The 24,668-nt window shown below is 67.7% G+C and carries 29 protein-coding genes; 19 read left to right on the top strand and 10 right to left on the bottom strand.

Annotation, left to right across the window (positions count from 1 at the left end; genetic code table 11):
• Positions 1-103: 103 nt before the first annotated feature.
• Entirely contained in the window at positions 104-1,267 is a 1,164-nt protein-coding gene (locus AX690_RS08225) for an efflux RND transporter periplasmic adaptor subunit (protein ID WP_066681476.1), read from the bottom strand.
• A gap of 401 nt (positions 1,268-1,668) precedes the next feature.
• Here AX690_RS08225 and AX690_RS08220 point away from each other — a divergent pair, with 401 nt between their 5' ends.
• The gene (locus AX690_RS08220) at positions 1,669-2,301 is read left to right on the top strand and encodes a TetR/AcrR family transcriptional regulator (protein WP_066681471.1); all 633 of its coding nucleotides are present in this window, start codon (positions 1,669-1,671) and stop codon (positions 2,299-2,301) included.
• Here the strand turns inward: AX690_RS08220 and modB are convergent, their stop codons facing one another.
• From modB to AX690_RS08205, 3 genes are all read right to left on the bottom strand, one after another.
• Positions 2,302-2,973, bottom strand: coding sequence for a molybdate ABC transporter permease subunit (modB, locus tag AX690_RS08215; protein WP_066681464.1), 672 nt, complete (start codon positions 2,971-2,973; stop codon positions 2,302-2,304). It abuts the gene before it with no gap.
• A 2-nt stretch (positions 2,974-2,975) separates the two neighbouring features.
• A complete protein-coding gene (modA, locus tag AX690_RS08210) occupies positions 2,976-3,731 on the bottom strand; it encodes a molybdate ABC transporter substrate-binding protein (RefSeq protein ID WP_066681489.1) in 756 nt (251 codons plus the stop codon).
• Between the two features lie 67 nt (positions 3,732-3,798).
• Positions 3,799-4,242 (bottom strand): MarR family winged helix-turn-helix transcriptional regulator, encoded by a 444-nt coding sequence (locus AX690_RS08205; RefSeq protein WP_066681462.1) that lies wholly within the window; start codon positions 4,240-4,242, stop codon positions 3,799-3,801.
• A gap of 65 nt (positions 4,243-4,307) precedes the next feature.
• On the opposite strand from AX690_RS08205, the gene AX690_RS08200 reads away from it, so the two are divergent.
• The 3 genes from AX690_RS08200 (at position 4,308) to AX690_RS08190 (ending at position 6,518) form a co-directional block, all read left to right on the top strand.
• On the top strand, positions 4,308-5,048 hold the full coding sequence (locus AX690_RS08200) for a thioredoxin family protein (protein WP_066681460.1): 741 nt from the start codon (positions 4,308-4,310) through the stop codon (positions 5,046-5,048).
• 94 nt (positions 5,049-5,142) lie between these two features.
• Positions 5,143-5,889: a VOC family protein gene (locus tag AX690_RS08195; protein WP_066681458.1), complete on the top strand. Its 747-nt coding sequence runs from the start codon at positions 5,143-5,145 to the stop codon at positions 5,887-5,889.
• On the top strand, positions 5,886-6,518 hold the full coding sequence (locus AX690_RS08190) for a glutathione S-transferase family protein (RefSeq protein WP_066681455.1): 633 nt from the start codon (positions 5,886-5,888) through the stop codon (positions 6,516-6,518). The genes AX690_RS08195 and AX690_RS08190 overlap by 4 nt, the downstream gene beginning before the upstream one ends.
• On the opposite strand, the gene mtgA is transcribed toward AX690_RS08190, so the two are convergent.
• Entirely contained in the window at positions 6,515-7,219 is a 705-nt protein-coding gene (mtgA, locus tag AX690_RS08185; RefSeq protein WP_066681487.1) for a monofunctional biosynthetic peptidoglycan transglycosylase, read from the bottom strand. The two genes, AX690_RS08190 and mtgA, sit on opposite strands and share 4 nt — an antisense overlap.
• 86 nt (positions 7,220-7,305) lie before the next feature.
• On the opposite strand from mtgA, the gene AX690_RS08180 reads away from it, so the two are divergent.
• On the top strand, positions 7,306-7,968 hold the full coding sequence (locus AX690_RS08180; protein ID WP_066681449.1) for a nitroreductase: 663 nt from the start codon (positions 7,306-7,308) through the stop codon (positions 7,966-7,968).
• Positions 7,969-7,977: 9 nt separating this feature from the next.
• On the opposite strand, the gene AX690_RS08175 is transcribed toward AX690_RS08180, so the two are convergent.
• Positions 7,978-9,009, bottom strand: coding sequence for a WD40 repeat domain-containing protein (locus AX690_RS08175; RefSeq protein WP_066681485.1), 1,032 nt, complete (start codon positions 9,007-9,009; stop codon positions 7,978-7,980).
• A 238-nt stretch (positions 9,010-9,247) separates the two neighbouring features.
• On the opposite strand from AX690_RS08175, the gene AX690_RS08170 reads away from it, so the two are divergent.
• Positions 9,248-9,697 carry a biopolymer transporter ExbD gene (locus tag AX690_RS08170; RefSeq protein WP_066681448.1) on the top strand — a complete coding sequence of 150 codons (450 nt, stop codon included), beginning with the start codon at positions 9,248-9,250 and terminating at the stop codon, positions 9,695-9,697.
• Between the two features lie 245 nt (positions 9,698-9,942).
• Here the strand turns inward: AX690_RS08170 and AX690_RS08165 are convergent, their stop codons facing one another.
• On the bottom strand, positions 9,943-11,043 hold the full coding sequence (locus tag AX690_RS08165; protein ID WP_066681447.1) for a GTP-binding protein: 1,101 nt from the start codon (positions 11,041-11,043) through the stop codon (positions 9,943-9,945).
• Positions 11,044-11,091: 48 nt separating this feature from the next.
• Positions 11,092-11,721 (bottom strand): hypothetical protein, encoded by a 630-nt coding sequence (locus AX690_RS08160; protein ID WP_082769567.1) that lies wholly within the window; start codon positions 11,719-11,721, stop codon positions 11,092-11,094.
• 203 nt (positions 11,722-11,924) lie between these two features.
• Between AX690_RS08160 and rplU the strand changes: the two genes are divergently transcribed.
• From rplU to AX690_RS08145, 3 genes are all read left to right on the top strand, one after another.
• Positions 11,925-12,482, top strand: coding sequence for a 50S ribosomal protein L21 (gene rplU, locus AX690_RS08155; RefSeq protein ID WP_066681444.1), 558 nt, complete (start codon positions 11,925-11,927; stop codon positions 12,480-12,482).
• A gap of 30 nt (positions 12,483-12,512) precedes the next feature.
• Entirely contained in the window at positions 12,513-12,782 is a 270-nt protein-coding gene (gene rpmA / locus AX690_RS08150) for a 50S ribosomal protein L27 (RefSeq protein WP_004615680.1), read from the top strand.
• A gap of 183 nt (positions 12,783-12,965) precedes the next feature.
• A complete protein-coding gene (locus tag AX690_RS08145) occupies positions 12,966-13,499 on the top strand; it encodes a GNAT family N-acetyltransferase (RefSeq protein ID WP_066681442.1) in 534 nt (177 codons plus the stop codon).
• A 9-nt stretch (positions 13,500-13,508) separates the two neighbouring features.
• Here the strand turns inward: AX690_RS08145 and AX690_RS08140 are convergent, their stop codons facing one another.
• A complete protein-coding gene (locus AX690_RS08140) occupies positions 13,509-14,468 on the bottom strand; it encodes a hypothetical protein (protein WP_066681440.1) in 960 nt (319 codons plus the stop codon).
• Positions 14,469-14,666: 198 nt separating this feature from the next.
• On the opposite strand from AX690_RS08140, the gene obgE reads away from it, so the two are divergent.
• The 10 genes from obgE (at position 14,667) to AX690_RS08095 (ending at position 23,796) form a co-directional block, all read left to right on the top strand.
• The gene (obgE, locus tag AX690_RS08135) at positions 14,667-15,731 is read left to right on the top strand and encodes a GTPase ObgE (protein WP_066681438.1); all 1,065 of its coding nucleotides are present in this window, start codon (positions 14,667-14,669) and stop codon (positions 15,729-15,731) included.
• A complete protein-coding gene (proB, locus tag AX690_RS08130; protein WP_066681435.1) occupies positions 15,728-16,858 on the top strand; it encodes a glutamate 5-kinase in 1,131 nt (376 codons plus the stop codon). Before obgE ends, proB begins: the two co-directional genes overlap by 4 nt.
• Positions 16,859-16,882: 24 nt before the next feature.
• Positions 16,883-18,412 (top strand): UbiD family decarboxylase, encoded by a 1,530-nt coding sequence (locus tag AX690_RS08125; RefSeq protein ID WP_066681433.1) that lies wholly within the window; start codon positions 16,883-16,885, stop codon positions 18,410-18,412.
• Between the two features lie 42 nt (positions 18,413-18,454).
• Positions 18,455-18,721, top strand: coding sequence for an AbrB/MazE/SpoVT family DNA-binding domain-containing protein (locus AX690_RS08120; protein WP_066681431.1), 267 nt, complete (start codon positions 18,455-18,457; stop codon positions 18,719-18,721).
• Entirely contained in the window at positions 18,715-19,032 is a 318-nt protein-coding gene (locus AX690_RS22145) for a type II toxin-antitoxin system PemK/MazF family toxin (RefSeq protein ID WP_082769566.1), read from the top strand. The genes AX690_RS08120 and AX690_RS22145 overlap by 7 nt, the downstream gene beginning before the upstream one ends.
• A 37-nt stretch (positions 19,033-19,069) precedes the next feature.
• Positions 19,070-20,896 (top strand): M14 family metallopeptidase, encoded by a 1,827-nt coding sequence (locus AX690_RS08115; protein ID WP_066681429.1) that lies wholly within the window; start codon positions 19,070-19,072, stop codon positions 20,894-20,896.
• A gap of 81 nt (positions 20,897-20,977) precedes the next feature.
• Entirely contained in the window at positions 20,978-21,379 is a 402-nt protein-coding gene (locus AX690_RS08110; protein WP_066681427.1) for an MAPEG family protein, read from the top strand.
• A gap of 55 nt (positions 21,380-21,434) precedes the next feature.
• Positions 21,435-22,766: a TldD/PmbA family protein gene (locus AX690_RS08105; protein ID WP_066681424.1), complete on the top strand. Its 1,332-nt coding sequence runs from the start codon at positions 21,435-21,437 to the stop codon at positions 22,764-22,766.
• Positions 22,763-23,542, top strand: coding sequence for a 3'(2'),5'-bisphosphate nucleotidase CysQ (locus AX690_RS08100; RefSeq protein WP_066681420.1), 780 nt, complete (start codon positions 22,763-22,765; stop codon positions 23,540-23,542). The genes AX690_RS08105 and AX690_RS08100 overlap by 4 nt, the downstream gene beginning before the upstream one ends.
• Before the next feature lie 20 nt (positions 23,543-23,562).
• Positions 23,563-23,796 carry a DUF4170 domain-containing protein gene (locus AX690_RS08095; protein ID WP_197426812.1) on the top strand — a complete coding sequence of 78 codons (234 nt, stop codon included), beginning with the start codon at positions 23,563-23,565 and terminating at the stop codon, positions 23,794-23,796.
• A 128-nt stretch (positions 23,797-23,924) separates the two neighbouring features.
• Here AX690_RS08095 and AX690_RS08090 read toward each other — a convergent pair whose 3' ends face one another.
• Positions 23,925-24,590, bottom strand: a complete 666-nt coding sequence (locus tag AX690_RS08090; RefSeq protein WP_066681413.1) for a tyrosine-protein phosphatase — start codon at positions 24,588-24,590, stop codon at positions 23,925-23,927.
• Between the last annotated feature and the right edge of the window lie 78 nt (positions 24,591-24,668).

Raw genomic sequence — 24,668 nt, 5'->3', positions numbered from 1 at the left:
GGGGGTGATCGCTGAGGGGGATGGCGAACACGGCGCTCAAGCTTTCAGCGCCGAAGTCACCCCCATCCCCGCCCTTCCCCCATCGAGGGGGAAGGGAGCGTTCTCAGTTCTGGCGGATCGGGCTTTCGACCTGGGCCAGCTGGTCCAGGTCGGCCTTCTCGGTCTTGACCTTGACGGGCGCCACGGTGTCGCCCGGCTTGACCTTCTGCAGGCCGCCGACGATCACCCGGTCGCCGGGCTTCAGGCCCGAGCGGATGATGCGCAGGTTGCCGGCCAGCGGGCCGATCTCGACGGGGCGGTATTCAGCCTTGTTGGCCTTGTTGACCACCACGACGAAGCGCTTGCCCAGATCGGTCGCGACGGCGCGATCCGGCGCGAGGGCCACGGTCTGGCTCTCGGCGCTGACCAGGCGGATGCGGGCGAACAGGCCCGGCGTGAAGCGGCCGTCGGCGTTGGCGAAGATCGCCCGGCCGGCGATGGTGCCGCTCTTGGCGTCCAGGGCGTTGTCGATGAAGGCCAGCTTGCCGACGTGCGGATAGCCGTCCTCGGTCATCAGGCCCATATAGACAGGACCGCCCTTGCCGCGCTCGGCCGAGGCGTACTTCAGGAAGGTCTGCTCGTCGGCGTTGAACTCGGCGTAGATCGGCGTGTCGGAAACCACGGTCGTCAGCAGCGACGACTGAGTGACCAGGTTGCCGCGCGTGATGTTGGCCTTGGAGATCCGGCCGTCGATCGGCGAGGTCACGCGGGTCCATTCCAGGTTCAGGCGGGCGGTCTGCAGGGCGGCCTGGGCGGCGGAAAGGTTGGCCTGGGCGGCGCGCTCCTCCGAGGCCAGGCGATCGAATTCGCTCTGGGCCAGGGCGTTCTGCGCGATCAGGCGACGACCGCGTTCGCGGTTGACCACCGCCAGATCCAGCTGGGCCTTGGCGCGGGCCACCTCGGCGGCGGCGCGGTCGGCCTCGGCCTTGTAGGGGCGCGGGTCGATCTGGAACAGCACCTGGCCCTTGTGGACGCGCGCGCCCTCGGTGAACTGGGCGCCGTCGATATAGCCGGAGACGCGCGGGCGGATCTCGACGGTGTCGATCGGCTCGAGGCGGCCGGTGAAGTCATCCCACTGGCGCAGGGACTTGAAGGCGACGTCGGTGACGGTGACCTGGGCGGGCGGCGGCGCGGCGGCGGCGTCCTGCTTGGCCTGGGCCGAGCAGGCGGCCAGCACGGCGACGGCGGCCAGACCGGCGAAGGACGTGATGACGGGTTGAAGACGCATGGGGGAGGAACCTGTCGGGGAGGAGAAAGGTGAAGGCGCGCTGACGGTCATTCGAGAACGGGGCGTCGATCTGCGCCGCGGCCGGTCTTGGATGACCAGTTCTCGCCGAACGCGCGGACCGTGGATTGACCGATCCAGGACCGCTTTGAACCGATGCGGGACCGAACGAAGGCCAGGAGATCGTCCTCGGCCTTGGCGGGCGACGCGCTAACGTAAACGTTTGTTTGCGAGGGCATTGGCGCGCGCTCCTTAGGGGTTTAAGGGATCAAATGTCGCAGGGACGGTTACTTGACCCGGGCGACGGGAATGACGATTTAGGATGTGACGAGACCGTTCGGTATCATCGCTCCAGGCGAGAGATACTGACCGGTAACTCGCACGTCAAGGAGAGGTCCGCCAAAATGGCGACAAGAAATTCTGGGGACGGGGTTGTGGGCGACACGGAAGCGGCGGCTTGCGCGCCCGCGTCCAAGCGTCCGGCGCGTGACCGGATCTTCGAAACCGCCCGCGAGCTGTTCTATCAGCACGGCATCCGCGCCGTCGGCGTCGAGACGATCGCCGCCGAGGCCGACGCCACCAAGATGACGCTCTATCGCAACTTCCCGTCCAAGGACGAGCTGGTGGCCGAGGTCCTGCGCGAGCAGGAGCGCGAGTACTGGGCTTGGTGGGAAAGCGTCACGGCGGTCTGCTGCGCCGACCCGCGCGCCCAGCTCGAGGCGATCTTCGACGCCTTCGAGACCAAGGCCTGCAACAAGGACGTCCACGGCTGCCCGCTGTCGAACGCCGCCATCGAGCTGCACGAGGAGGGCCACCCGGCCCAGGTCGTCTCGGTCAACTACAAGAAGGAGCTGCACCGGCGGCTCACGGACCTGGCGCGCCGCGCCGGGGCCAAGGACGACGACCTGGCCGACGCCCTGATGCTGCTGATGGAAGGCTCGTACACCGCCCGCGTCACCCTCGGCGCGGACGGCCCCTCGCGCGCCGTGGCCCGCTCGGCGCGGGCGCTGATCCGCTATCACCTGGACGGGTGCTGATCACCCCTTTGGGTCCAGCACCCGCGACCGCCGCTCGATGGCCAGCAGCGCCAGCAGCACGGTGAACGCGAAGACCAGCAGCAGCAGCGACAGGCGGTGGGCCTGCCCCCACTCCAGCCCCTCGACCAGGCGATAGATCTCGGTCGACAGCACCGTGGTCTCGCCGGGGATATTGCCGCCCAGCATCATGACCACGCCGAACTCGCCAACCGTGTGGGCGAAGGTCAGGATCCCGGCGGCGACATAGCCGGGCAGGGCCAACGGCAAGGCCACCCGCCAGAAGCGATCCCATGGCGAGGCGCCGAGCGTCGCGGCGGCTTCCAGCGGCTCGTCGCCCACGGCGATGAAGGCGTTGCGCAGCGGCTGCACCGCGAACGGCAGCGAATAGATCAGCGAGCCGATGACCAGCCCTTCGAACGTGAAGGCCAGGGTCCGCACGCCGAAAGGCTGCAGCAGGACCATCAGCGGGCTCTTCGGCCCCAAGGCGATCAGCAGGTAGAAGCCCAGCACCGTCGGCGGCAGCACGATCGGCAGAGCGACCACGGCGGTGACCACGGTGCGCAGCGACGAGCGCCCGCGCGCCAGCCACCAGGACAGCGGCGTGGCCAAAACAAGCAGCAGCAGGGTGGTGATCCCCGCCAGCTTCGCCGTCAGCCACAGGACCTCGCCCATGCTCAGCGGACCTCGTAGCCGTAGCGCTTGATGATCGCCTTGGCCTCGCCGCTCTTCAGGAAGGCCAGGAACGCCTTGGCCGCCGCGCTGTTCTGGCCGGTCTTCAGCAGCACGGCCTGCTGCGCGATCGGCGTGTGGTCGGCGGCCGGAACGACCCAGCGCGAGCCGCCCTTCTCGTCGATCACCTGCGACAGCGCCACGAAGCCGAGCTCGGCCGCGCCGGTCTGGACGTATTGGAAGGCTTGGGTGATCGAGGCGCCGGTGACGATCTTCGGCTTGAGGGCGTCGTAGAGCTTCAGCTGGGTCAGGGTCTCGATGGCCGCTTGGCCATAGGGGGCGGCCTTCGGGTCGGCGATGGCCAGCTTGTCGAAGCCGCCCCTGGCCAGCACCGCGCCTTTCGGATCGACGAGGCCCGGCGTCCTGCTGAACAGCACAAGGCGTCCCGTGGCGTAGGTGAAGCGCGAGCCGGGAACCGCCAGGCCCTCGGCCTCGGCCTTCCGCGGCCGCTCGACGTCGGCCGACAGGAAAACCTCGTACGGCGCGCCGTTGGCGATCTGGGCGTAGAACTGCCCGGACGCCCCGAAGCTGAGCGTCGCGTCATGGCCCGTCCTGGCCTTGAACCGCGCGGCGATCTCACGGGCGGCCTCGGTGAAGTTGGCGGCGACGGCGACCTTCGTCTCGCCGGCCCAGGCCACGCCGCCCAGCATCAGCGACACGCCCGCCATGGCGGCGATCAGCATCGGACGACGGGCGCTCATCTGATAATCCTGGGTCTGGCGCGACGGCAAGGCCGCCAGACTACATAGCGGCGATGTTCGGAGCGGACTAGGCGATCGCCCTCAGGCCCGCGCGAAGGTCGTCCGCGCCGCCGCCCAGGTCCTCGTCCAGCTTGCCGTGCTCGCGGGTCCAGATCGGGAGCGCCTGGGCCAGCAAAGCCCGGCCGTCGGGGGTCAGGCTCAGCACCCGGGCCCGGCCGTCCTTGGGATCTGGCGCGACCGTCAGCAGCCCTCGCCGCTCCAGCGGCTTCAGCGCCGCCGTCAGGGTCGTGCGATCCATGGCCAGCAGGTTGGCGACGCCGCCCATGCCGGCCGGCTCGGGCCGGTTCAGCGACATCAAGAGCGAGAACTGGCCATTGGTCAGACCCAGCGGCCGCAGCGCCTCGTCGAAGCGTCGCGCCAGCGCCCGGGCGGCGCGCTGGACGTGCAGACACAAGCAGGTGTCGCGGACATGGATCGTCGTCTCGAAGGGAATCACGACCGGCTTTGACATGATCCATTTATGTTGATATCAACGTTATTGGTCAAGGAAAAACAGCTCAGCTTACGGAGGACGTGATGTCGCAAGCCGTGGTTTCCCGCGAGGAATGGCTGGAAGCGCGCCGCGCCCTGCTGTTGAAGGAAAAGGCCCACACCCGCGCCCGCGACGCCCTGAACGCCGAGCGCATGGCCCTGCCCTGGGTGAAGCTGGACAAGACCTACGCCTTCGACACCGAGGGCGGTCGCAAGACGCTGGACGACCTGTTCGACGGTCGCGGCCAGTTGCTCATCTACCATTTCATGCTGGGCCCGGATTGGGACGCGGGCTGCGAGGGCTGCTCGTTCATGGCCGACCATTTCGACGGGACACTGCCGCACCTGAACCACCACGACGTGACCCTGGTCGCCGTGTCCCGCGCGCCCCTCGCGAAGATCCAGGCTTACAAGCGCCGCATGGGTTGGAAGTTTCCGTGGGTGTCGTCGCACGGCGGCGACTTCAACCGCGACTTCCATGTCTCGTTCACGCCCGAAGAGCTGGCCGGCGAGACGATCAACTACAACTTCACCGATCTGCCTTCGCCCCAGGGCCACGACGAGCTGCCGGGCCTGTCGGTCTTCTATCGCGACGCCGAGGGCCAGGTGTTCCACACCTACTCGACCTACGCTCGCGGGCTGGAAGAGGCGTTGGCGACCCTGATGCTCCTCGACCGCGCGCCGCTGGGCCGCAACGAGGGCGAGACGATGAACTTCGTCCGCCGCCACGACGAGTACGAGGACGCTCAGCCCAAGCCCGCCTGCTGCGGCGGGGCGGCCGCCTAGCCTCCTTCCAATGATCCGAAGCTGGAACGCCCTTGTCGAGGCCATGCCCCCGGCTCGCCTCTCAACGCCATCACCACCGCCCAAGGAAACCCCCATGGCTAGCGACTTCGTCTGGTTCGAACTGGTGACGCCGGACGCCAAGGCGGCGGAAGCGTTCTACACCTCGGTCGTCGGCTGGACGACCGAGGCGTCCTCCGGTCCCGCCGGCCCCTACACGATCTTCAAGACCGGCGAGTTCCATGTCGGCGGCATGCTGGAGATGAAGGACGTCCCGGCGGGCTGGCTGGGCTATGTCGGCGTCGATGACGTCGACGCCGTCGCCAGGAAGGTCGAAGCCGCCGGCGGCGCGGTTCACAAGACGCCCCAGGACATTCCCGGCGTCGGCCGCTTCGCTGTCGTCGCCGATCCGCAAGGCGCGATGTTTGTCCTGTTCCGGGGATCGCTCGACGCGCCGCCGCCGCGCCCCGCGCCGATGTCGCCGGGCTCGCTGGGCTGGTCGGAGCTGCACGCGGCCAACTGGGAGAAGGCCTTCGACTTTTACGCGCCCCTGTTCGGCTGGGTGAAGCACGACGCCGTGCCAATGGGCGAGATGGGCGTCTATCAGACCTTCGGCCCCAGCACGGCGGCGATCGGCGGCATGTTCAGCAACCACGCGCCCGCGCCGATGCCCTACTGGCTCCACTATTTCGGCGTCGAGGGCGTCGATTCCGCCATCGAACGGGTGAAGGCCCAGGGCGGCCAGGTCCTGATGGGTCCGGTCGAGGTTCCCGGCGGCGCCTTCGTGGTCAACGCCATGGACCCGCAAGGCGGGCTGTTCGCCCTCCTGGGCATGCGCGGATGATCACGGTCTTCGGAGAAGGCCGAGGCTTCCGCGTCGTCTGGCTGCTGGAAGAGATGGGGCTGCCCTATCGCCTGCGGGACGTCGACATGTTGGCGGGGGTCGAGAACGATCCGGAGTTCCTGGCGATCAATCCCGGCGGCTTCATCCCGGCGATCCAGGACGGCGAGGTGATCATGGTCGAGTCGATCGCGATCCTAGAGTACCTGCTGGGCCGCTACGGCCCCTCGCCCCTGGCGCCGGATCCGCGGGACGCGACCTTCCCCGCCTACCAGCAGTTCCTGCATCTCGGCGAAGCGGGACTGGCGGCCTCGGTCTTCTTCCTGACGGGCGCCAAGCACTTCGCCCCCGAGACCGACCGCGACAACTGGACGGTCCGCCAGGCGATGCACGTGTTCACCAGCCGGCTGGGCCTGGTGACACGCCGGCTGGCGGAGACGCCCTACATGGCCGGCGAGGCCTTCACGGCGGCGGACATCTCTGTGGGCTACGCCCTGGAGATGGCGCGCAAGAACATCGACTTCCCGCTCGGCGAGGCCGAGATGGCGTACGTGAAGCGACTGCGCCAGCGCGACGGCTACCGGCGAGCGCTCGACGCCTGCCCCGCCACGCGAGGCTGGTGGGGCGGCTAGCTCACGCAGTCGGCGAGGCCGTCGCGGCGCACCGTCTTCGAGGCCTTGCCGATCTTCTGGGTGCGTTTGGCGACGTACTTGCCGGGCTTGATCACCCGCCACTTCAGGGGACTGGGCAGGATCGCCGCCAGGCGCGAGGCCTGGGCCTGGGTCAGCTTGTCGGCGCCGACGCCGAAATAGCGACGCGAGGCCGACTCCGCGCCATAGATGCCCGGGCCGAACTCGATGGAGTTCAGATAGACCTCCATGATCCGCTTCTTGCCCCAGCCCACCTCGATCAGCACGGTGAACCAGGCCTCCAGACCCTTGCGGACATAGGAGCGCCCCGGCCACAGGAAGACGTTCTTGGCCGTCTGCTGGCTGATCGTCGAGCCGCCGCGGATCTTCTTGCCGGCCTCGTTATTGGCGTAGGCCTTCTGCAGGGCGTCGAAGTCGAAGCCGTGATGCTCGCAGAACCGGGCGTCCTCGGCGGCGATCAGGGCGCGCGGCAGGGCCGGGGCGACCTCGTCGATGGGCCGCCAGCGATGGTCCAGCCCCTTACCCTCGACCGCACGGATCACCATCAGCGGCGTGATCGGCGGCGGCACGAAGCGGAACAGAATCACCGCCACGATCGGCCCGGCGACCAGGATGATGAACAGAGCCAACGCGATGTTGCGCAGTAGCCGCCGCAAGGAACGCCCCCGAAAAGATCCAGACAGACTTGTCTTTACCCTGCGGCGGGATGCTAGCCAGAGGAAAAGCCGCTGTCGCGGGCATCGCGGCGAGAAGATCAAGGGAGCCTTCCATGGACGTGATCGACGCCGTCAACCGCCGCATGTCGGTGCGCGCCTTCAAGCCGGATCCCGTCGACGCCGCCGTGGTGCGTGAGATGCTGGAGCTCGCCGCCCGCGCGCCCTCCGGCGGCAACCTCCAGCCCTGGCGGGTGCAGGCCGTGTCCGGCGCGCCGCTGAAGGCCCTGACCGACGCCATGCTGACGCGCGTCGCCTCGCCCGATCCGACCGAATACGACGTCTATCCCGCCAACCTCTGGGAGCCGCTGCGCAGCCGCCGCTTCCAGGTCGGCGAGGACATGTACGGGGCGCTAGGCATCCCGCGCGAGGACAAGATGGCTCGCCTGCAATGGTTCTCGACCAACGGCCAGGGCTTCGGCGCGCCGGTGCAGCTGTTCTTCTCGATCGACCGCCGCTGCGGCCCGCCGCAGTGGAGCGACGTCGGCATGTTCATGCAGACCTTCATGCTGCTGGCCGTCGAGCGCGGCCTCGACACCTGCCCGCAGGAGTTCTGGTCGCACTACAACAAGCTGGTCGACGAGCATGTCGGCCTGCCAGAGGGCCACATGCTGTTTTCCGGCATGGCCCTGGGCTATCGCGACGCCGACGCCCCGGTGAACAACTTCCGCTCGCGCCGCGCCCCGTTCGAGGAGTGGGGCGAGCTGAAGGGGTTCTAGACCCTAGCCTTACCCCGCGAACTGGCGCGGGCCGCTGATGTCGGGGATTTCCAGCACCCCGGCCTCGCCGCTCTCGTCGCCCCAGGCCATGCGCTTGCCGTCGGCGCTGACGGCCAGGGCGCTGATCGGGGCGCCCTTCTCGGCCTTCAGGGTCTCGATGCGGCCGTTGCGCATGTGCGCGGCCCAGATCTTGCCGTTGTCCTGGGCGGCCAGGCACACCGGATGGACGTCGACGCCCGCCACCCGGACGACCATCGAGTCGCGGGAGAAACCGATCTCGGCGGCTTCCTTGCCCATGGGGCCGCTGGCGCCGGCGAACGGCCAGATGACCGCGCCGTTGGCGCCGGCCGTGACCAGCAGGTTGCCCTTGTCGAAGAAAGCCAGGCTCTTGATCTTGGCCGGATAGCCGCCCATCCGCATGTCCTTGCCGTCAGACAGTCGCCAGCCGTGCAGCTGGTTCTCCTGCATCGACGAGATCAGGAACTTGCCGTCGGGGCTGAAGGCCACGGCGATGTGGCTGCCGGCCCATTTCAGAAGCTGCGGCTTCTGGTCGGCGATCCGCGCGTACCAGAGATAGGCGCCGCCATAGGTCGCCGAGGCCAGGCGCCGGCCCTTGGGCTCGAAGGCCAGGCCCGACACCGTCTTCTCGTGCGTGAAGGTCCGCGCGAAGGCCGGGTCGGCGGCGTCGCGGACATGGACCTCCTTGCCGGCGGTGAAGGCGATCAGGCCCGAGGCGGCGCTGGTCGCCACGTGCTCGATCCACTTGTTCTTCACCTCGGCCAGGACGGTCGCGACGACCTCGCCCTTCTCGATTCGGGTCCAGACCACGCGGCCGTCGTCGCCGCCGGTGACGATTCCCGCGCCGCTCGGGTGGGCGGCCGCGGCCAGGACGGCGCCGCCCAGCGGGCCGCCATGGGCTTCCACGGTGACGAAGCCGTCCTCGGTCTGCAGGCGCACGGTGCCGTCGCCCAGGGCGAAGGCGGCGCGGCCGGAGCGGTCGAAAAGGACGTCGGTGACGAAGGCGTCGAAGGAAAAGATCATGCGCGCGAGATAAGGCGCCAAGCCTTCCACGGCCAGACTCTTTCAAGGCGATGCGTTTCCGGGCGCGTTTGGTCTCAGGCGCCCGTTCGAACGGCGTTCGGCGAAAAGTCGAAAAAAGGGGCTTGCTATTGCGCCGCGTCGTCGGGCTTTACTTCCGCGCCCGTCTGCGCCAGACGTGGCGACGTAATGACATTTCAGGCGCGCGCGGGGCGCGTGGCCTTCTGGGAGACAGTCAGGCATGGCGGCTAAACTTGCTGGCGGCGGCGGTGGCCGTTATTCGCTGGGCCAAAATTCCGAAATCAACGTCACGCCCTTCGTGGACATCCTTCTGGTGCTGCTGATCATCTTCATGGTCGCCGTGCCGATGGCCGTGACCTCCATCAAGATCGACCTGCCTCCGGCGGTTCCGCCGCCGCCGAACGCGCCGAAGCCGAAGGAGCCGGTCTTCATCTCGATCCAGAAGTCGGGCGCGGTCTTCATCGCCGACAAGCAAACCAGCCTGGACGGCCTGGAAGCCGATCTGAACGCCAAGTTCGCCGCCAACGGCCAAGCCGGCCCGAAGGACGACCAGCGCATCATGATCCGCGCCGACGCCGACGTCATGTACGCCGACTTCATGGGCGTCCTGAACCAGCTGCAGACCTCGGGCTGGTACAAGGTCGGCCTGATCAACGAGGACATCCACTAAGGATCGTCCTCGGCGACAGCCAAACACGAAAGCCCCGGCGCCTCAGGCTCCGGGGCTTTTTTGTTGTCCGGAGCAGCCCTTCTCCCCTTGCGGGAGAAGGTGTCGCCAAAGGCGACGGATGAGGGGTCGCGCAAACGAAAACCGCCGCGACGGCAGTCAGGCCTGTCGCGGCGGATCTCGTCTTCAACCCCTCACCCGGCCCTAGCGGGCCACCCTCTCCCGCAAGGGGAGAGGGAGCCTCTTCTCTAAGCCGCCGTCGCTTCGAAGCCCGCGCGCAGCTCGGCCTCGTCGAGGTCGCGCCCGATGAAGACCATGCGGCTGTAGCGCTTGTCCTTGTCGGTCCACTCGCGCTGGAAGTCGCCCTCCAAGATCATGTGCACGGCCTGGAAGACGAGACGCTTGTTCTCGCCCTTCACGTCGATGATGCCCTTAGCGCGCAGGATGTCCGGGCCGCGGCGGGCCAAGAGGTCGTTCAGCCAGGCGGTGATCTTCTGGCCGTCGACCGGTTTGTCCAGGGTCAGGGAAATGCCCTTCACGCCGTCGTCGTGCACGTCGCTCTTGGCGTCGTGGTGGTGATGGTGGTGATGGTCATGACCGCAGTGCTCATCGTGCACATGGTCATGATCATGGTGATCGTGGCCGCAGTGTTCGTCGTGCACGTGGCCCGGCTCGCCGTGGGCGGGATTGAGGAAGTCCGGCTCCAGCTCGGTGATGCGGTCCAGGTCGAAGCTGTGCTTGCCCAGGATCGCGTCCAGCGGAACGTTCGAGCGCTGGGCGCGGTGGATCGGGGCCAGCGGGTTGATCCGGCGGATGCGGGCCTCGACGTGGCGCAGGTCGTCCTCGGAGACGAGGTCGGTCTTGTTCAGCACGATCTGGTCGGCGAAGGCGATCTGCTCGACCGCTTCCTTGCTGTCGGAGAGGCGCAGCATGATGTGCTTGGCGTCGACGACGGCGGTCACCGAGTCCAGCGCCGTGCGCGCCTTGACGTCCTCGTCGACAAAGAAGGTCTGGGCCACCGGACCGGGATCGGCCAGGCCCGTGGTCTCGACGATGATGGCGTCAAAGCCGCCCTTCCGTTTCATCAGACCTTGCAAAACCCGGATCAGGTCGCCGCGCACCGTGCAGCAGACGCAGCCGTTGTTCATCTCGAACACTTCTTCATCCGCGCCGACCACCAGGTCGTTGTCGATGCCGACCTCCCCGAACTCGTTGACGATCACGGCGTAGCGCTTGCCGTGCTCCTCGGTGAGGATGCGGTTGAGCAGCGTGGTCTTGCCGGCGCCGAGATAGCCGGTCAGCACGGTGACGGGGATCTTGCCGGAAGCGGCGGAGGAGGCTTGGGTCATGAAGCGCTATTTAGGCGCTCGCCCCGGCAAACAAAAGCCGGGGCGTCCTTACAGTTCGAGGAACGCGACCCCAAGGCCCATGGCGATCAGGGCCAGGCCCAGGATCGTCGATTCGTAGCGGGCGATCCGCTCCAGCCCCAGGCGCTTGACGCCGGCCAGGCTGAGGGTCGTGAACAGCAGCATGCCCGCGGCGGTCGCGGCCATCAGGACCGCGCTCAGGGCCAAGAAGCCGGTCCAGCCATGCTTCACGCCGGCCAGGTAGATCGGCAGAAAGGCCTCGCAGGGCGACAGCGTCAGCAGCACCACCAGGGCGATGATGGCCGCGCGGTCGGAGGCGTAACGTCGAGTGGTGATGTCGCCTTGGCCATGCTCGTGCCGGCCGCGCCATAGATAGAAGAGTCCCAACGCCCCCATCAGCGCGCCGACCACCCAGCCGAACACCGCGCCCATATGGGGCTGGACGGCCAGGCCCGCGCCCACGAGCACGACGCCCAGCAGAATGGTGAAGGCCACGTGGCCCAGGCCCGCCAGGGCGGTCACGCTCAGGGTCTTGCCCGCCGACCAGTGCTGTCCGCGCCCGACCAGGACGAACGGCAACCAGTGGGTTGGCAGCGCCGCGTGCAGGAAGGCGACGGCGAAACCGGTGGCGGCGATCGGGGCGAGAAGCGTCATGTTCACGCGGAGCCCTATAGCGTGTTATAAAGTAACACACCAGGGGTCATCGCGAACTTCTCGCATTTAGCGGATTCAGGGCCGGATTCCCGTGGCGACGCCGTTGACTCTCGGGCTCGCGGCTGTATAAGTCGCGCCCTCTTCGCCCGCCGGGTTTCCGAGCGGGCGTTCCCTATTTTGCGAACGCACGTTTTTAAGGCGCTAAACCTATGTACGCGGTGATCAAAACCGGCGGCAAGCAGTACCGGGTTCAAGCCGGCGACCTGCTGGTGGTCGAAAAGCTCGAAGGTGAACCCGGCGCGGCCGTGGCCTTCGGCGAAGTCCTGATGCTTGGCGAAGGCGAGGCCGTGACGGTCGGCGCCCCCACCGTGGACGGCGCTGTCGTCTCCGGCACCCTGATCGAAACCCGCAAGGGTGAGAAGGTGAAGATCTTCAAGAAGATCCGCCGCCAGGGCTACCGCCGCACCCGCGGTCACCGCCAACTCGAGTCGGTCGTGCGCGTCACGTCCGTCGCCGGCGCCGGCAAGGAAGCCAAGTGGGAAGGTTCGATCGACCTGACCCCGAAGGTCATCCTGGACGCCCGCGCTCGCGGCCTCGGCGACGCCGCCGTGCCGTTCTCGGTCCCGGCCGCCGCGGAAGCCGCTCCGGCTCCGAAGAAGGCCAAGGCTCCGAAGGCCGAAGCCGCCGCCGAGCCGGCCGCCGAAGCCGCCCCGAAGAAGAAGGCCGCCCCTAAGAAGGCCGCCAAGACGGAAGACGGCGAAGCCTAAGGCGACGCCCCCAGAGGATAGGAGAGCACAATGGCTCACAAAAAATCTGGCGGTTCGTCCAGCAACGGCCGCGACTCAGAGTCGAAGCGCCTTGGCGTGAAGAAGTTCGGCGGCGAGAAGGTTCTCGCCGGCAACATCCTCGTGCGTCAGCGCGGCACCAAGTTCTACCCCGGTTCGGGCGTGGGCATGGGCAAGGATCACACCCTCTTCGCGCTCGTGCAGGGCGCGGTGGGCTTCGTGACCAAGAAGCACAACCGCACCTACGTGACCGTGACCCCGGCCGCTCAACCGGCCGAGTAAGCACGAACCAAGGTTTCTTCGGATCGTGCTTCAGTTGAAGACGATCCGGACAGACGATCTCTAGCGGGGAGTCCGGAACGCCGGGCTCCCCGCTTTTGTTTTGTCTCGCCGCCGCAACAGGACACGCCACGGCGGCGTCACGGTTCCGCATCAAGAGAACCGGAGGAACCTTGGGAGGCGCCGATGTGCGTCATCGAAGAAAGACCCGTCATCGAAACCCAGCGGCTGACGCTGCGCGCTCCGGCCCAGGCCGATGTCGAGCGCGTGGCGGCCTTTTGCGTCGATCATGACGTGGCGCGCATGACCACGCGCATGCCCTCGCCCTACACCCGCGCCCACGCGGAAGACTTCGTGGCTCGCTGCGGGACCCAGGACCGCTCGCGCGACAACACCTTCGCGATCGAGCTGGCGGAGGAAGGGCTGATTGGCGTCGTCGGCTTGTTCACCAACCCGAACGGCCCCGTCGAGCTAGGCTACTGGATCGGCCGTCCCTACTGGGGACGCGGCTACGCGACCGAGGCGACCATGGGCGCCTTGGACTGGGCCCGCGGCGCCTGGAACAAGCGCTACGTCACCGCCGGCCACTTCGCCGACAACGAGGCGTCGGGCCGGGTGCTGGTCAAGGCGGGATTTCTGTACACCGGCGTCGTCGAGCACAAGCCGTCGGTCGCGCGCGGGGCCCTGGCGGCCACTCGCATGATGGTGTGGCTGGCCTAGAGCGCGCCCTTAAGCCGCGCGGTGGGTGTGGATCACCTTCTGCGGGCCTTCGCGGAAGCGCTTCTCGGCCGTGACGATCCGCTCGCACAGGGCGTCAAGGTCGGTCAGCAGCGAGTAGGTGGCGTAGATGGGGATCTCCATCATCGCCACCTGCGCCCGCGGCATGAACTCGGTGTACTTCTTCCAGGCCACGTGGCTGTCGCGCGCGTTCAGGGCGCGTTGGCCCAACGGATTCCACAGGTCCAGATCGATCAGATCGTCCCGGCACTGCTTCATCACGGGCAGCGCGATGTACAGGAACAGGAAGGTCGGGGTCGCGGCCTTGGCGAACTGCGGCTGCACTTGCAGGTGCCAGATGCGGTAGGCCTCGAAGAAGCCCGCCTTCTTGGTCGGATCCGGCGGCAGCCAGGAGGCGTTCTCGTTGATCAGGTCATTGGCCGTGGACGAGCGCTTGATCAGTTCATCGGCGCTGGTGCCGGCCGGCATGGTCTTGGACAGCGCGTTGACCGGAATGGCCAGCTTCTTGGCGACATCGGTATAGGCCACCTGCTTGCCGGCCATCGGCGTCCACTGGCCGAACGACGGCGCGCCCGGCGTGCTGGCGCGCTTGGTCGCGGCGGCCTTGTGCAGCAGAAGCTGTTCCTCGCGCTGCTGTTCGGCGCGCAGGCGGTCGAATTCTTCCTCGTGCGCGGCTTGCTCCTCGGCCGTCATCCAACGGGCGCGGCCCGGGCCATAGGTTCGCTCGTAGCGGTTCAGCAGAACGAGGGTGTGGTCCGTCGAGGGGCGTCGCCCCACTTCGCCGAGGAAGGTCTTGAAGTCTCGCCACTGCGGCGCGACCCCGGTCCCGCGGCCGATCAGGATGTTGCGGTGGACGGAGGCCTCGGCGCTGTACTTACGGTGAATTTCCTGCGTCGAGAGCTCGACCAGGTCCTTCGCCAGCACATCATCGACTTCTACTTCGGTCGCCAAGGTCAGCCTCCCGTTCCGCCGGCGAGAAACACGGCGGTTCGCTAGCCATGACTCTTTGTCGCATAACGTGTTTTAACATTTCGTCACGAAGACGAACGGCGGTCGCGACTTTCTTGAGGTTAACGAACGTGACCAAGCGTCACGGTGAAAACGGGGTTTTGGCTCGACGCGCGGGACGCCTTGGGACAAAAGGACCCCATGAAATTCTTGGACCAATGCAAGATCTACATCCGCTCCGGTAACGGCGGCGGCGGGTCGGTGTCGTTCCGCCGCGAGAAGTACATCGAGTACGGCGGCCCGGACGGCGGTGACGGCGGTCGCGGCGGCGACGTGTGGATCGAGGCCGTCGAGGGCCTCAACACCCTGATCGACTATCGCTACCAGCAGCACTTCAAGGCCGGCACGGGCGTGCACGGCATGGGTCGCGCGCGCCACGGCGCCGCCGGCGAGGATGTCGTCCTCAAGGTTCCCGTCGGCACCGAGGTGCTGGAAGAGGACAAGGAGACCCTGATCGCCGACCTGGACCACGCCGGCATGCGCGTGCTGCTGGCCAAGGGCGGCAACGGCGGCTGGGGCAACCTGCACTTCAAGGGCCCGGTCAACCAGGCGCCCAAGTACGCCAATCCCGGCCAGGAGGGCGAGGAGCGCTGGATCTGGCTGCGGCTCAAACTCATCGCCGACGTCGGCCTGGTGGGTCTGCCCAACGCGGGCAAGTCGACCTTCCTGGCCGCCGCCAGCGCCGCCAAGCCCAAGATCGCCGACTATCCGTTCACCACCCTGACCCCGAACCTCGGCGTCGTGGACCTGTCGTCCAGCGAACGCTTCGTGCTGGCCGACATTCCCGGCCTGATCGAGGGCGCGTCGGAAGGCGCTGGTCTCGGCACCCGGTTCTTGGGCCACGTCGAGCGCTCGGCGACCCTGATCCACCTGATCGACGCGACCCAGGACGACGTCGTCGGCGCCTATGAGACGATCCGGGGCGAGCTGGAAGCCTATGGCGACGAGCTGGCCGACAAGGCCGAGATCCTGGCGCTGAACAAGATCGACGCCCTGGACGAGGAAACCCTCGCCGAGAAGGTCGCCGAACTTGAGGCCGTGGCCGGCGTGAAACCCTATCTGGTGTCGGGCGTCTCGGGTCAGGGCGTAAAGGCGCTGCTGCGCGCGGCCTACAAGCAGGTCCGCATCCGTCGCGGCGATCTCGAGGAAGAGATCGAGGAGGACGAGGACCACGTCGACGAGACCCCCGGAGGCTGGACGCCGTGAGCCAGGCGGCCGAGGCATATCGGAACGCCCGTCGCATCGTCTTCAAGGTCGGCTCGGCCCTGCTGGTCGATGACAAGACGGGCGCGGCCGACCGCGCCTGGCTGGAGGCCTTCTGCGCCGACGCCGCCGCCCTGCGCGCCGCCGGCAAGCAAGTGCTGGTGGTCTCGTCGGGCGCGGTGGCGCTGGGTCGCCGACGCCTCGGCCTTACCGGCCGCAAGGCGACCTTGCCCGAGAAGCAGGCCGCCGCCGCCGCCGGCCAGTCGCTGCTGATGCGCGCCTGGGAAGAGGCCTTCGAGCCCCACGGCCTGGGCGTCGCCCAGATCCTGCTGACCCGCGACGACACCGAGACCCGCCGCCGCTGGCTGAACGCCCGCGCCACCACCGAGACCCTGATGGGCCTGGGCGTCGTGCCCGTGGTCAACGAAAACGACACCGTCGTCACCGAGGAAATCCGCTACGGCGACAACGACCGCCTGGCCGCGCGCGTCGCTCAGATGGCGGGCGCCGACCTCTTGGTGCTGCTGTCGGACATCGACGGCCTCTACACGGCCGACCCGCGCAAGAACCCCAAGGCCCAGCACATTCCGCTGGTCTCGGAGATCACCGCCGAGATCGCCGGCATGGCCGAAGGGGCCAACGCCGCCGCCGGGGTCGGCACCGGCGGCATGGCCACCAAGATCGCCGCCGCCCGCATCGCGCGCGCCGCCGGCTGCGCCACTCTGATCACCCTGGGCTCGCGCCCGCGCCCCCTGGCCGCCATCGCCGAGGGCGAGAAGGCGACCCTGATCGAGGCCGGCGCCAGCCCCGCCGCCGCCTACAAGGCCTGGATCGCCGGCTCGCTCGCGCCCCAGGGCTGGGTCACGATCGACGCCGGCGCCGCCAAGGCGCTGGAGGCGGGCAAGAGCCTGCTGTCGGCCGGCGTGCGCGCCATCGAGGGCCCGTTCGAGAAGGGCGACGCCGTCCGCGTCCGCGATGAGACCGGCCGCGAAGTGGCGCGCGGCATCGTCCGCTACGACAGCGCCGACGCCCAGCGCATCGCGGGCCTGCGCTCGGACGCCATCGAGGCCGAGCTCGGTTTCACCGAGGGCCCGATGATCCACGCCGACGACCTGGCCGTAGCCAACTAGACGTTTCCAGTTACGAGCATCCCCATGGCCTACCGATCCCTCCGCGAATTCATCGACGTCCTGGAGGCCAAGGGCGAGCTGGTCCGGGTCAAGGAGCCGGTCTCCAGCGTGCTGGAGATGACGGAGATCCAGACCCGCCTGCTGGCGACCGGCGGTCCGGCGGTGCTGTTCGAGCATGTTCTGCTGCCCGACGGCTCGCGCTCGGAGATGCCGGCGCTGGCGAACCTGTTCGGAACCGTCAAGCGCGTGGCCATGGGCGTCACTCTGGGCGGCGAGCCGCGCGAGACGGCCGGGGAACTGCGCGAGGTCGGCGAACTGCTGGCCTTCCTGCGCCAGCCCCAGCCGCCCAAGGGGATCAAGGACGCCCTCGACATGCTGCCGCTCGCCAAGACGGTCATGAGCATGCGGCCGGGCGCGGTGAAGAAGGCCCCCGTGCAGGAGGTCGTCCTGACCGGCGACCAGATCGACCTGACAAAGCTGCCGGTCCAGACCTGCTGGCCGGGCGAACCGGCGCCGCTGATCACCTGGCCGCTGGTGGTGACCAAGGGCCCTGGCAAGGACCGCGAGGACGACTTCAACCTGGGCATCTACCGGATGCAGGTGCTGGGCAAGGACAAGTGCATCATGCGCTGGCTGGCCCATCGCGGCGGCGCCCAGCACTATGCTCGCCACAAGAAGGCGGGGAACAAGGAGCCCCTGCCCGCCTGCGCCGTTCTGGGCGCGGATCCGGGCACCATCCTGGCGGCCGTGACGCCGGTGCCCGACACCTTGTCGGAGTATCAGTTCGCCGGCCTGCTGCGCGGGGCCAAGGTGGATCTCGTCCCGGCCAAGACCGTGCCGCTGATGGTGCCAGCCCACGCCGAGATCGTCATCGAGGGCCACGTCCTCTTGGACGAGTTCGCCGACGAGGGCCCCTACGGCGACCACACCGGCTACTACAACAGCGTCGAGAAATTCCCGGTCTTCCAGGTGACGGCGATCACCATGCGCAAGGACCCGATCTATCTGACCACCTTCACCGGCCGGCCGCCGGACGAGCCCAGCGTGCTGGGCGAGGCGCTGAACGAGGTGTTCATCCCGCTGATCCGCCAGCAGTTTCCCGAGATCGTCGACTTCTGGCTGCCGCCCGAGGGCTGCAGCTACCGCATCGCCGTGGTGTCGATGAAGAAGGCCTATCCCGGCCACGCCAAGCGCGTGATGCTGGGCGTCTGGAGCTATCTGCGCCAGTTCATGTACACCAAGTGGGTGATCGTCGTGGACCACGACATCAACGCCCGCGACTGGAAGGACGTGATGTGGGCGATCAGCACCAAGATGGACCCGGCCCGGGACATCACGGTGATCGAGCACACCCCCATCGACTACCTCGACTTCGCCAGCCCCGAGAGCGGCCTCGGCTCCAAGATCGGCCTCGACGCCACCGACAAGTGGCCGCCCGAGACCAAGCGCGAATGGGGCCAGGAGATCCGCATGGACCAGTCCGTCGTCGACGCCGTCAGCGAGAAGTGGTCGCGCCTTGGCCTGCCAGGCGACGGGACGCCGATCTGGAAGTAGCGACGCAGCCGTGTTATTACTTCGTTATAACGAGGTAACGCCATGCGTTCGTCTGTCCGAAAGATTGGCAACTCCGCCGGCTTGATCCTGCCAAGGCCAGTCCTAGACGGCCTGGGCGTCGAAGTGGGTGACCCCCTAGAAATCACGCTCAACGGCGACGAGGTGATCGTGAAGGCCAGCAAACGCAAAGTGCGTGAGGGTTGGGAAGAGGCCGCAAAGAAAATCGCCGCTCACGGCCTCAGCGAGGAAGAAGTCGAATGGCTGGAAGCGCCGCTGACGGCTGAAACCGACGAGGATTGGACATGGTGAACCGGGGAGAGGTCTGGCTTGTCCGCCTTGACCCGGCCGAAGGCGGCGAACTCCAGAAGACGCGTCCATGTGTGGTCGTGTCCCCATCGGACTTGAACCCCTTCCGCGTATCGACAGTAGTGCCGTTGACCACCGGCGGCTTTGCAGCGCCGTTCCGGCCGCCCGTGACCTATCAGGGACGCGACGGGTTCGTTCTTACCGATCAAATCCGCACCGTCGCCCGGTCTCGCATGGTGCGACGACTTCCAGACATTGATCCCAAAACCCTGTCGGCCACCCTGGCGGCGCTAAGGGAAATGTTTGAGGAGTAGGCGTCGCCCGCCCTTCGCCCATTACCCGAGACTCAGCATGCGTTCACTTGCCCTCGCCGCCGTCATTCTCTCGTTGGGATCCCCCGCCATGTCGCAGACACCCGCCAGCAAAGCCCCGTGGGACGAAGCCTTCCTGCCGCCGGCCCCGCATTGGCAGGGCGCCAGCCAGGCGCTGATCCGCGACAAGGCCGATCCGTGGGTGACGCCGTTCGAGGCCGACGCCGAGCACGACTTCTCGCCGACCTACGCCGACACCCGCGCCTGGTTCGACAAGCTCGACAAGGCCAGCCCCCTGATCCGCGTCGAGGACTTCGGCGTCTCGCCGCAGGGCCGCGCGATCTTCGCGGTGATCGCGTCCAAGGACGGCGAAAAGCTGGATCCCAAGAAGCCGCTGCTGCTGGTCCAGGCCGGCATCCACCCCGGGGAGATCGACGGCAAGGACGCCGGCATGATGCTGCTGCGGGACATGGCGTTCCACGGCAAGGATGGGCTGCTGGACAAGGTGAACCTCGTCCTCATCCCGATCCTGTCGGTCGATGGCCACGAGCGGTCGGGCCCCTATTCGCGTCCGAACCAGCGCGGGCCGCGCATCCAGGGCTGGCGCAACACCGCGACCAACCAGAACCTGAACCGCGACTTCATGAAGCTGGACCAGCCGGAGATGCGGGCGCTGAAACGCTTGCAGGCCAAGTACAAGGCCGATCTCTATGTCGACGTCCACGTGACCGACGGCATGGACTACCAGTACGACGTCACCTACGGCTTCAACGGCGAGAACGGCGTCTGGAACCGCTCGCCGGCCATCGCCAAATGGCTGGACGGGGTGCTCAAGCCCGTCATGAACAAGAGCCTGGAGGCCGAGGGCCACATCCCGGGCGAGCTGGTGTTCGGGATCGACGAGCACGATCCCAAGGCCGGCTTCTCGGATGGGGGCCTGGGCGAGCGCTTCTCGAACGGCTGGGGCGCGGCCGCCCACGTCCCGACCATCCTGATCGAGAACCATAGCCTCAAGCCCCACGCCCAGCGCGTGCTGGGGACCTATGTGTTCATCGAGACGGCGATGAAGCTGTTGGCCGACAAGGGCGGCGACCTGCGGACCGCCATCGCCGCCGACAGCGCCCTGCGCCCGAGCGAGATCCCGGCCAACTTCGTCGCCGACGACAAGCCCGCCTACACGCGCGCCTTCAAGGGCATCCGCTATGAGTACTACGACAGCCCCGCCTCGGGCCGGAAGGAAGTGCGCTGGCTGGGCGAGCCTGATCCCGAGCTCTGGAACGTGCCGTTCTACGGCTCCAAGCCCTCGCTGACCCTGAAGCGCCCCGCCGCCTACTATGTGCCCAGCTACCGCGCCGACATCATCGAGCGCCTGAAGCTGCACGGCGTGGCGCTGGAGCCCCTGCCCGCCGACAAGACGCTCAAGGTCGAGATGATCCGCCTGGTCGATCCCAAGATCGCCACGCGCGCCAATGAGGGCCACGTGCAGATCAGCGTCGACAAGGTCACCACCGAGACCCGCGACTGGACCTTCCCGAAGGGCTCGGTCCGCGTGCCGACCGACCAGCCGCTGGGCGACCTGGTGGTCCTGTTGCTGGAGCCGCAGTCGAACGAGAGCGTCTTCGCCTGGGGCATGGTCCCCGAGGTGCTGAGCCGCGTCGAATATATCGAGCCCTACGCCATCGCCCCGTTGGCCGAGAGGATGATGGCCGCAGATCCCAAGCTGAAGGCCGAATTCGAGGCCAAGCTGGCGGCCGAGCCCAAGTTCGCCGCCGATCCCCAGGCGCGCCTAGCCTGGTTCTACAAGCGCACGCCCTTCTACGACGACCATCACCTGCTCTATCCGATCGCCCGCGAGGTCGCGCGGTAGCGCCGGGTTGCCGTTCCCGGGCGAAAGGTCTCATATGGCCGGCCGCTCGGGGGCGGGCGGCGTCATAAGGTCTTGTAAGTCATGGATACGATCGTTTCCGGCCACGCGGCCGCCCTGTGGGCCGGCCTGCACCTCTTCCTTCTGCTGATCCTGTCCGTGCTGGTCGTGCGCCTGCGCCAGAAGCACAAGGTGGCCCTGGGCGACGAAGGCATCCCCGAGCTGGCGCGCGCCATCCGCGCCTTCGGCAACGCCACGGAATACGTGCCGACGGGCATCGCCGCCTTGGCGGTGCTGGCCGTCGCCGGCGCTTCGAGCCTGACCATCCACGTCGTCGGCTTCCTGCTGTTCGCGGGCCGCGTGACCCACGCCATCGGCCTCTCCAACAGCGGCGGCGTCTCGATCCCCCGCGCGGCGGGCATGATCGCCACCTGGCTGGCCTACATCTTCGCCGGCGTGGCCCTGCTGATCTCGGCGATCGCCTGATCACGAATTGTCCTCCCCCGTTGCACGGGGGAGGAGACCTCGTCCATAAGACCGCATGGACGAAAACCTGCTGCATGACGTGGTCGCCGCCGCGCGCAAGGCCGGGGCCGACGCGGCCGAGGCTGTCTTCGCCGAGCGCCAGTCGCTCTCCGTCAGCGTCCGCCTGGGCGATCTGGAAGAGGTCGAGCGCGAGGAAGCCCGGGATCTCGGCCTGCGCGTCTTCATCGGCCAGCGCAGCGCCACGGTCTCCGGCTCCGACATCTCAGCCGAGGCGCGCGGCAAGCTGATCGAGCGCGCCGTCGCCATGGCCCGCCTGGCGCCCGAGGATCCCTACGCCAGCCTGGCGCCGCAGGACCGCCTGGCCCGCGCGCCCTATCCCGAACTCGACCTCGTCGATCCCTACGAACCTTCGGCCGAGACGCTCGAGACCCAGGCCCGCACGGCCGAGGAGCACGCCCGCGCGGTCAAGGGGGTGACCAATTCCGACGGCGGCTCGGCGGCATGGTCGTCGTCGCGCTGGGCGATGGTCACCAGCGAAGGCTTCCACGCCAGCCACGCGGCGACCGGCCACTCGATCTCGGCCTCGGCCATCGCCGGCGAGGGCGCGGGCATGGAGCGTGGCGGCGAGGGCCGCTCGACCCGTCACTTCGGCGACCTTCCCGCCGCCGGCGACATCGGCATGGAGGCCGGCCGTCAGGCGGTCGCCCGCCTGAACCCGCGCAAGATCAGCTCGACCACCGCCCCGGTGATCTTCGAGAACCGCCTGGCGATGAGCCTGATCGGCCCGCTGCTGGGCGCGATCTCCGGCCCCTCGATCGCGCGGGGCACCTCGTTCCTGAAGGACAAGCTGGGTCAGCCGATCTTCGCCCGCGGCGTCCACTTGCTGGAAGACCCGCACCGCGTGCGCGGCCTTGGCTCGGCGCCGTTCGATGACGAGGGCGTGGCGACGCAGGCTCGCGCCCTGATCGACGACGGCGTGCTGACCACCTGGCTGCTGAACACCAGCTCGGCCAAGCAGCTGGGGATGACCACCACCGGCCACGCCTCGCGGGGCCTCGCCGGCCCCTCCGGCGTGTCGACCCACAACCTGACGCTCCAGCCGGGCGAGAAGGACCTCAAGGGCCTGATGAAGGACGCCGGAACCGGCCTCGTCGTCACCTCGATGTTCGGACCCTCTCTGAACGGCAACACCGGCGACTGGTCGGTCGGCTGCTCGGGCTACTGGTTCGAGAACGGCGAGAGCACCGGGCCGGTCACCGAGATCACCGTGGCCGGCAACCTGATCGACATCTACGCGCGTCTCGTTCCCGGCTCGGACCTCGAGCTTCGCGGGGCCAGCAACAGTCCGTCGCTGCTGGTCGACGCCCTGGCCATCGCGGGCAAATGAACGACCTGGACCTGATCCTCGACGCCGCTCGCAAGGCCGGGGAGCTGGCGCTCACCGCGCGCGAGAGCGGCCTGAAGATCTGGTCCAAGAAAGGCGGCTCGCCGGTCACTGACGCCGACCTGGCCGTCGACACCCTGCTCAAACTGGAACTGAAGTCGGCGCGGCCCGACTATGGCTGGCTGTCGGAGGAAACCGCCGACGATCCGGCGCGCCTCTCCACCCGCCGGCAGTTCGTCGTCGACCCGATCGACGGCACCGTGGCCTTCATGAAGAACAAGCCGTGGTTCGCGATCTCGATCGCCGTGGTCGAGGACGGACGGCCCATCGCCGGCGTCGTCCACGCCCCGGCGCTGTCCGAGACCTACGCGGCCACGCTGGAGGGCCCGGCCACCCTGAACGGCGCCCCGATTTCGCCCAGCGCCACCGACCAGCTGTTCGGCGCCGCCATGCTGGGCGACGCCAAGATGTTCGCCCATCCCGCCTGGCGCGAGCCGTGGCCGGAGATGCGCATCGAAAGCCGCAACTCGATCGCCTACCGCATGTGCCTGGTGGCCTCGGGCGCCTTCGACGCGGCCGTGGCCCTGTCGCCCAAGTGCGAGTGGGACCTGGCGGCCGCCGACCTGATCGTCCGTCGCGCGGGCGCCACGCTTAGCGACCATAAGGGGCGAGATTTCGCCTATAATCGCCCCGTTCCGCAGGTTCCGAGCCTGGTTTGCGCCAATCCGGCGCTCGCGCCATTGATCCTTAACCGCGTCGGGCATATCGAGCTGCCATAAAACCAATTCCTCGCAGGAACTTGCTCCAAATGCCCGATAAGCAGCTTCTTCATATCGTCATCGGCGGTGAACTGAAGGACGTCGCCGGCACTGAATTCCGCGACCTGTCGCAGGTCGAATTCGTCGGCGCCTATCCGAACTACGACGAGGCCCACAAGGCCTGGAAGGCCAAGGCCCAGGCCACCGTCGACAACGCCCACGCCCGCTACTTCATCATCCACGCCCACAAGCTGCTGGATCCGAGCGAGGGGTAAGGGTTCTAAGTTCCTCCCCCGCATCGCGGGGGAGGTGGCCCAGAGGGCCGGAGGGGGCTAACGCGGCGTTCGTCCAACTCGCCCCCTCAGTCGCTCCGCGACAGCTCCCCCGTATCACGGGGGAGCATCTATTCTCTTCTCAAAATCTTGTCCGTCAGCACCTTCCCCAGCATCCCGGCGCGGAAGGTCTTCTTCATCGCGACGGGGTCGTAGTCCTCGCTCTCGACCCACTCGCTGAAGGTCAGCCCCTTGGGCTCGCCCTTCTCCAGATACTGCTCGAAGACATAGTCCAGCACGCCGGTGTTGCCGTGCTTGATGTGCAGATAGCGCGGCCCCAGCTGCTTCATCGCCTCGCGGATCGGCTGGCCCAGCCGGTAGTGGGCGTAGAAGACGCTCATGATGCCGGCCCGGTCCGCCCCGGACTTGCAGTGCATCAGGGCCGGATATTCGATCGTCTCGAACAGTTCCTTGGCCCCCCGCACCCGCTCGCGGATCGGAACCTCGCGCGAGGTGATGGTGAAGTCGACGAAGTTCAGGCCCAGGCGCTGGCAGGCGTCCTTCTCCAGCGCGTAGAAGCTGCCGTCGAAGCCGCCGCGCAGGTTCACGATCGTCTTGATCCCCTGCTTCTTCCACCAGGCCAGCTGGAACGGCCACGGCTGGTTGGCGCGGACCATCTCGGGGCTGATCCAGTGGGCGTTGGAAAAGCCCAGGCGCAGATAGGCGTGGTCGTTCCATAGGTAGTGGAGATAGGTCCTGAACCGGCCCCAGGGCGTGGTGAGGTCGAACTTGGCCAAGCGGGACGATCCTTGCGAAATGCGCGGTCTAAGTAGGGTAGAGCGCCCGGAAAGGCAAAACCGGCCCCGATGGCGTCG

Source organism: Caulobacter sp. CCH9-E1 (genome assembly GCF_001556515.1).
Lineage (GTDB): Bacteria > Pseudomonadota > Alphaproteobacteria > Caulobacterales > Caulobacteraceae > Caulobacter.
The sequence above is the reverse complement of the archived record's forward strand: the minus strand, read 5'-3'. Positions and strand labels throughout refer to the sequence as shown.

Coding starts and splice junctions, on each gene's coding strand:
- AX690_RS22145 (WP_082769566.1), top strand. CDS start 18,715: ATGGTGAACCGGGGAGAGGTCTGGCTTGTCCGCCTTGACCCGGCCGAA.
- AX690_RS08105 (WP_066681424.1), top strand. CDS start 21,435: ATGGACGAAAACCTGCTGCATGACGTGGTCGCCGCCGCGCGCAAGGCC.
- rplU (WP_066681444.1), top strand. CDS start 11,925: ATGTACGCGGTGATCAAAACCGGCGGCAAGCAGTACCGGGTTCAAGCC.
- AX690_RS08170 (WP_066681448.1), top strand. CDS start 9,248: ATGGCGGCTAAACTTGCTGGCGGCGGCGGTGGCCGTTATTCGCTGGGC.
- AX690_RS08145 (WP_066681442.1), top strand. CDS start 12,966: ATGTGCGTCATCGAAGAAAGACCCGTCATCGAAACCCAGCGGCTGACG.
- AX690_RS08115 (WP_066681429.1), top strand. CDS start 19,070: ATGCGTTCACTTGCCCTCGCCGCCGTCATTCTCTCGTTGGGATCCCCC.
- AX690_RS08220 (WP_066681471.1), top strand. CDS start 1,669: ATGGCGACAAGAAATTCTGGGGACGGGGTTGTGGGCGACACGGAAGCG.
- obgE (WP_066681438.1), top strand. CDS start 14,667: ATGAAATTCTTGGACCAATGCAAGATCTACATCCGCTCCGGTAACGGC.
- AX690_RS08175 (WP_066681485.1), bottom strand. CDS start 9,009: ATGATCTTTTCCTTCGACGCCTTCGTCACCGACGTCCTTTTCGACCGC.
- AX690_RS08200 (WP_066681460.1), top strand. CDS start 4,308: ATGTCGCAAGCCGTGGTTTCCCGCGAGGAATGGCTGGAAGCGCGCCGC.
- AX690_RS08110 (WP_066681427.1), top strand. CDS start 20,978: ATGGATACGATCGTTTCCGGCCACGCGGCCGCCCTGTGGGCCGGCCTG.
- AX690_RS08180 (WP_066681449.1), top strand. CDS start 7,306: ATGGACGTGATCGACGCCGTCAACCGCCGCATGTCGGTGCGCGCCTTC.
- AX690_RS08190 (WP_066681455.1), top strand. CDS start 5,886: ATGATCACGGTCTTCGGAGAAGGCCGAGGCTTCCGCGTCGTCTGGCTG.
- AX690_RS08195 (WP_066681458.1), top strand. CDS start 5,143: ATGGCTAGCGACTTCGTCTGGTTCGAACTGGTGACGCCGGACGCCAAG.
- AX690_RS08125 (WP_066681433.1), top strand. CDS start 16,883: ATGGCCTACCGATCCCTCCGCGAATTCATCGACGTCCTGGAGGCCAAG.
- modB (WP_066681464.1), bottom strand. CDS start 2,973: ATGGGCGAGGTCCTGTGGCTGACGGCGAAGCTGGCGGGGATCACCACC.
- modA (WP_066681489.1), bottom strand. CDS start 3,731: ATGAGCGCCCGTCGTCCGATGCTGATCGCCGCCATGGCGGGCGTGTCG.
- AX690_RS08165 (WP_066681447.1), bottom strand. CDS start 11,043: ATGACCCAAGCCTCCTCCGCCGCTTCCGGCAAGATCCCCGTCACCGTG.
- AX690_RS08205 (WP_066681462.1), bottom strand. CDS start 4,242: ATGTCAAAGCCGGTCGTGATTCCCTTCGAGACGACGATCCATGTCCGC.
- rpmA (WP_004615680.1), top strand. CDS start 12,513: ATGGCTCACAAAAAATCTGGCGGTTCGTCCAGCAACGGCCGCGACTCA.
- AX690_RS08225 (WP_066681476.1), bottom strand. CDS start 1,267: ATGCGTCTTCAACCCGTCATCACGTCCTTCGCCGGTCTGGCCGCCGTC.
- AX690_RS08100 (WP_066681420.1), top strand. CDS start 22,763: ATGAACGACCTGGACCTGATCCTCGACGCCGCTCGCAAGGCCGGGGAG.
- AX690_RS08120 (WP_066681431.1), top strand. CDS start 18,455: ATGCGTTCGTCTGTCCGAAAGATTGGCAACTCCGCCGGCTTGATCCTG.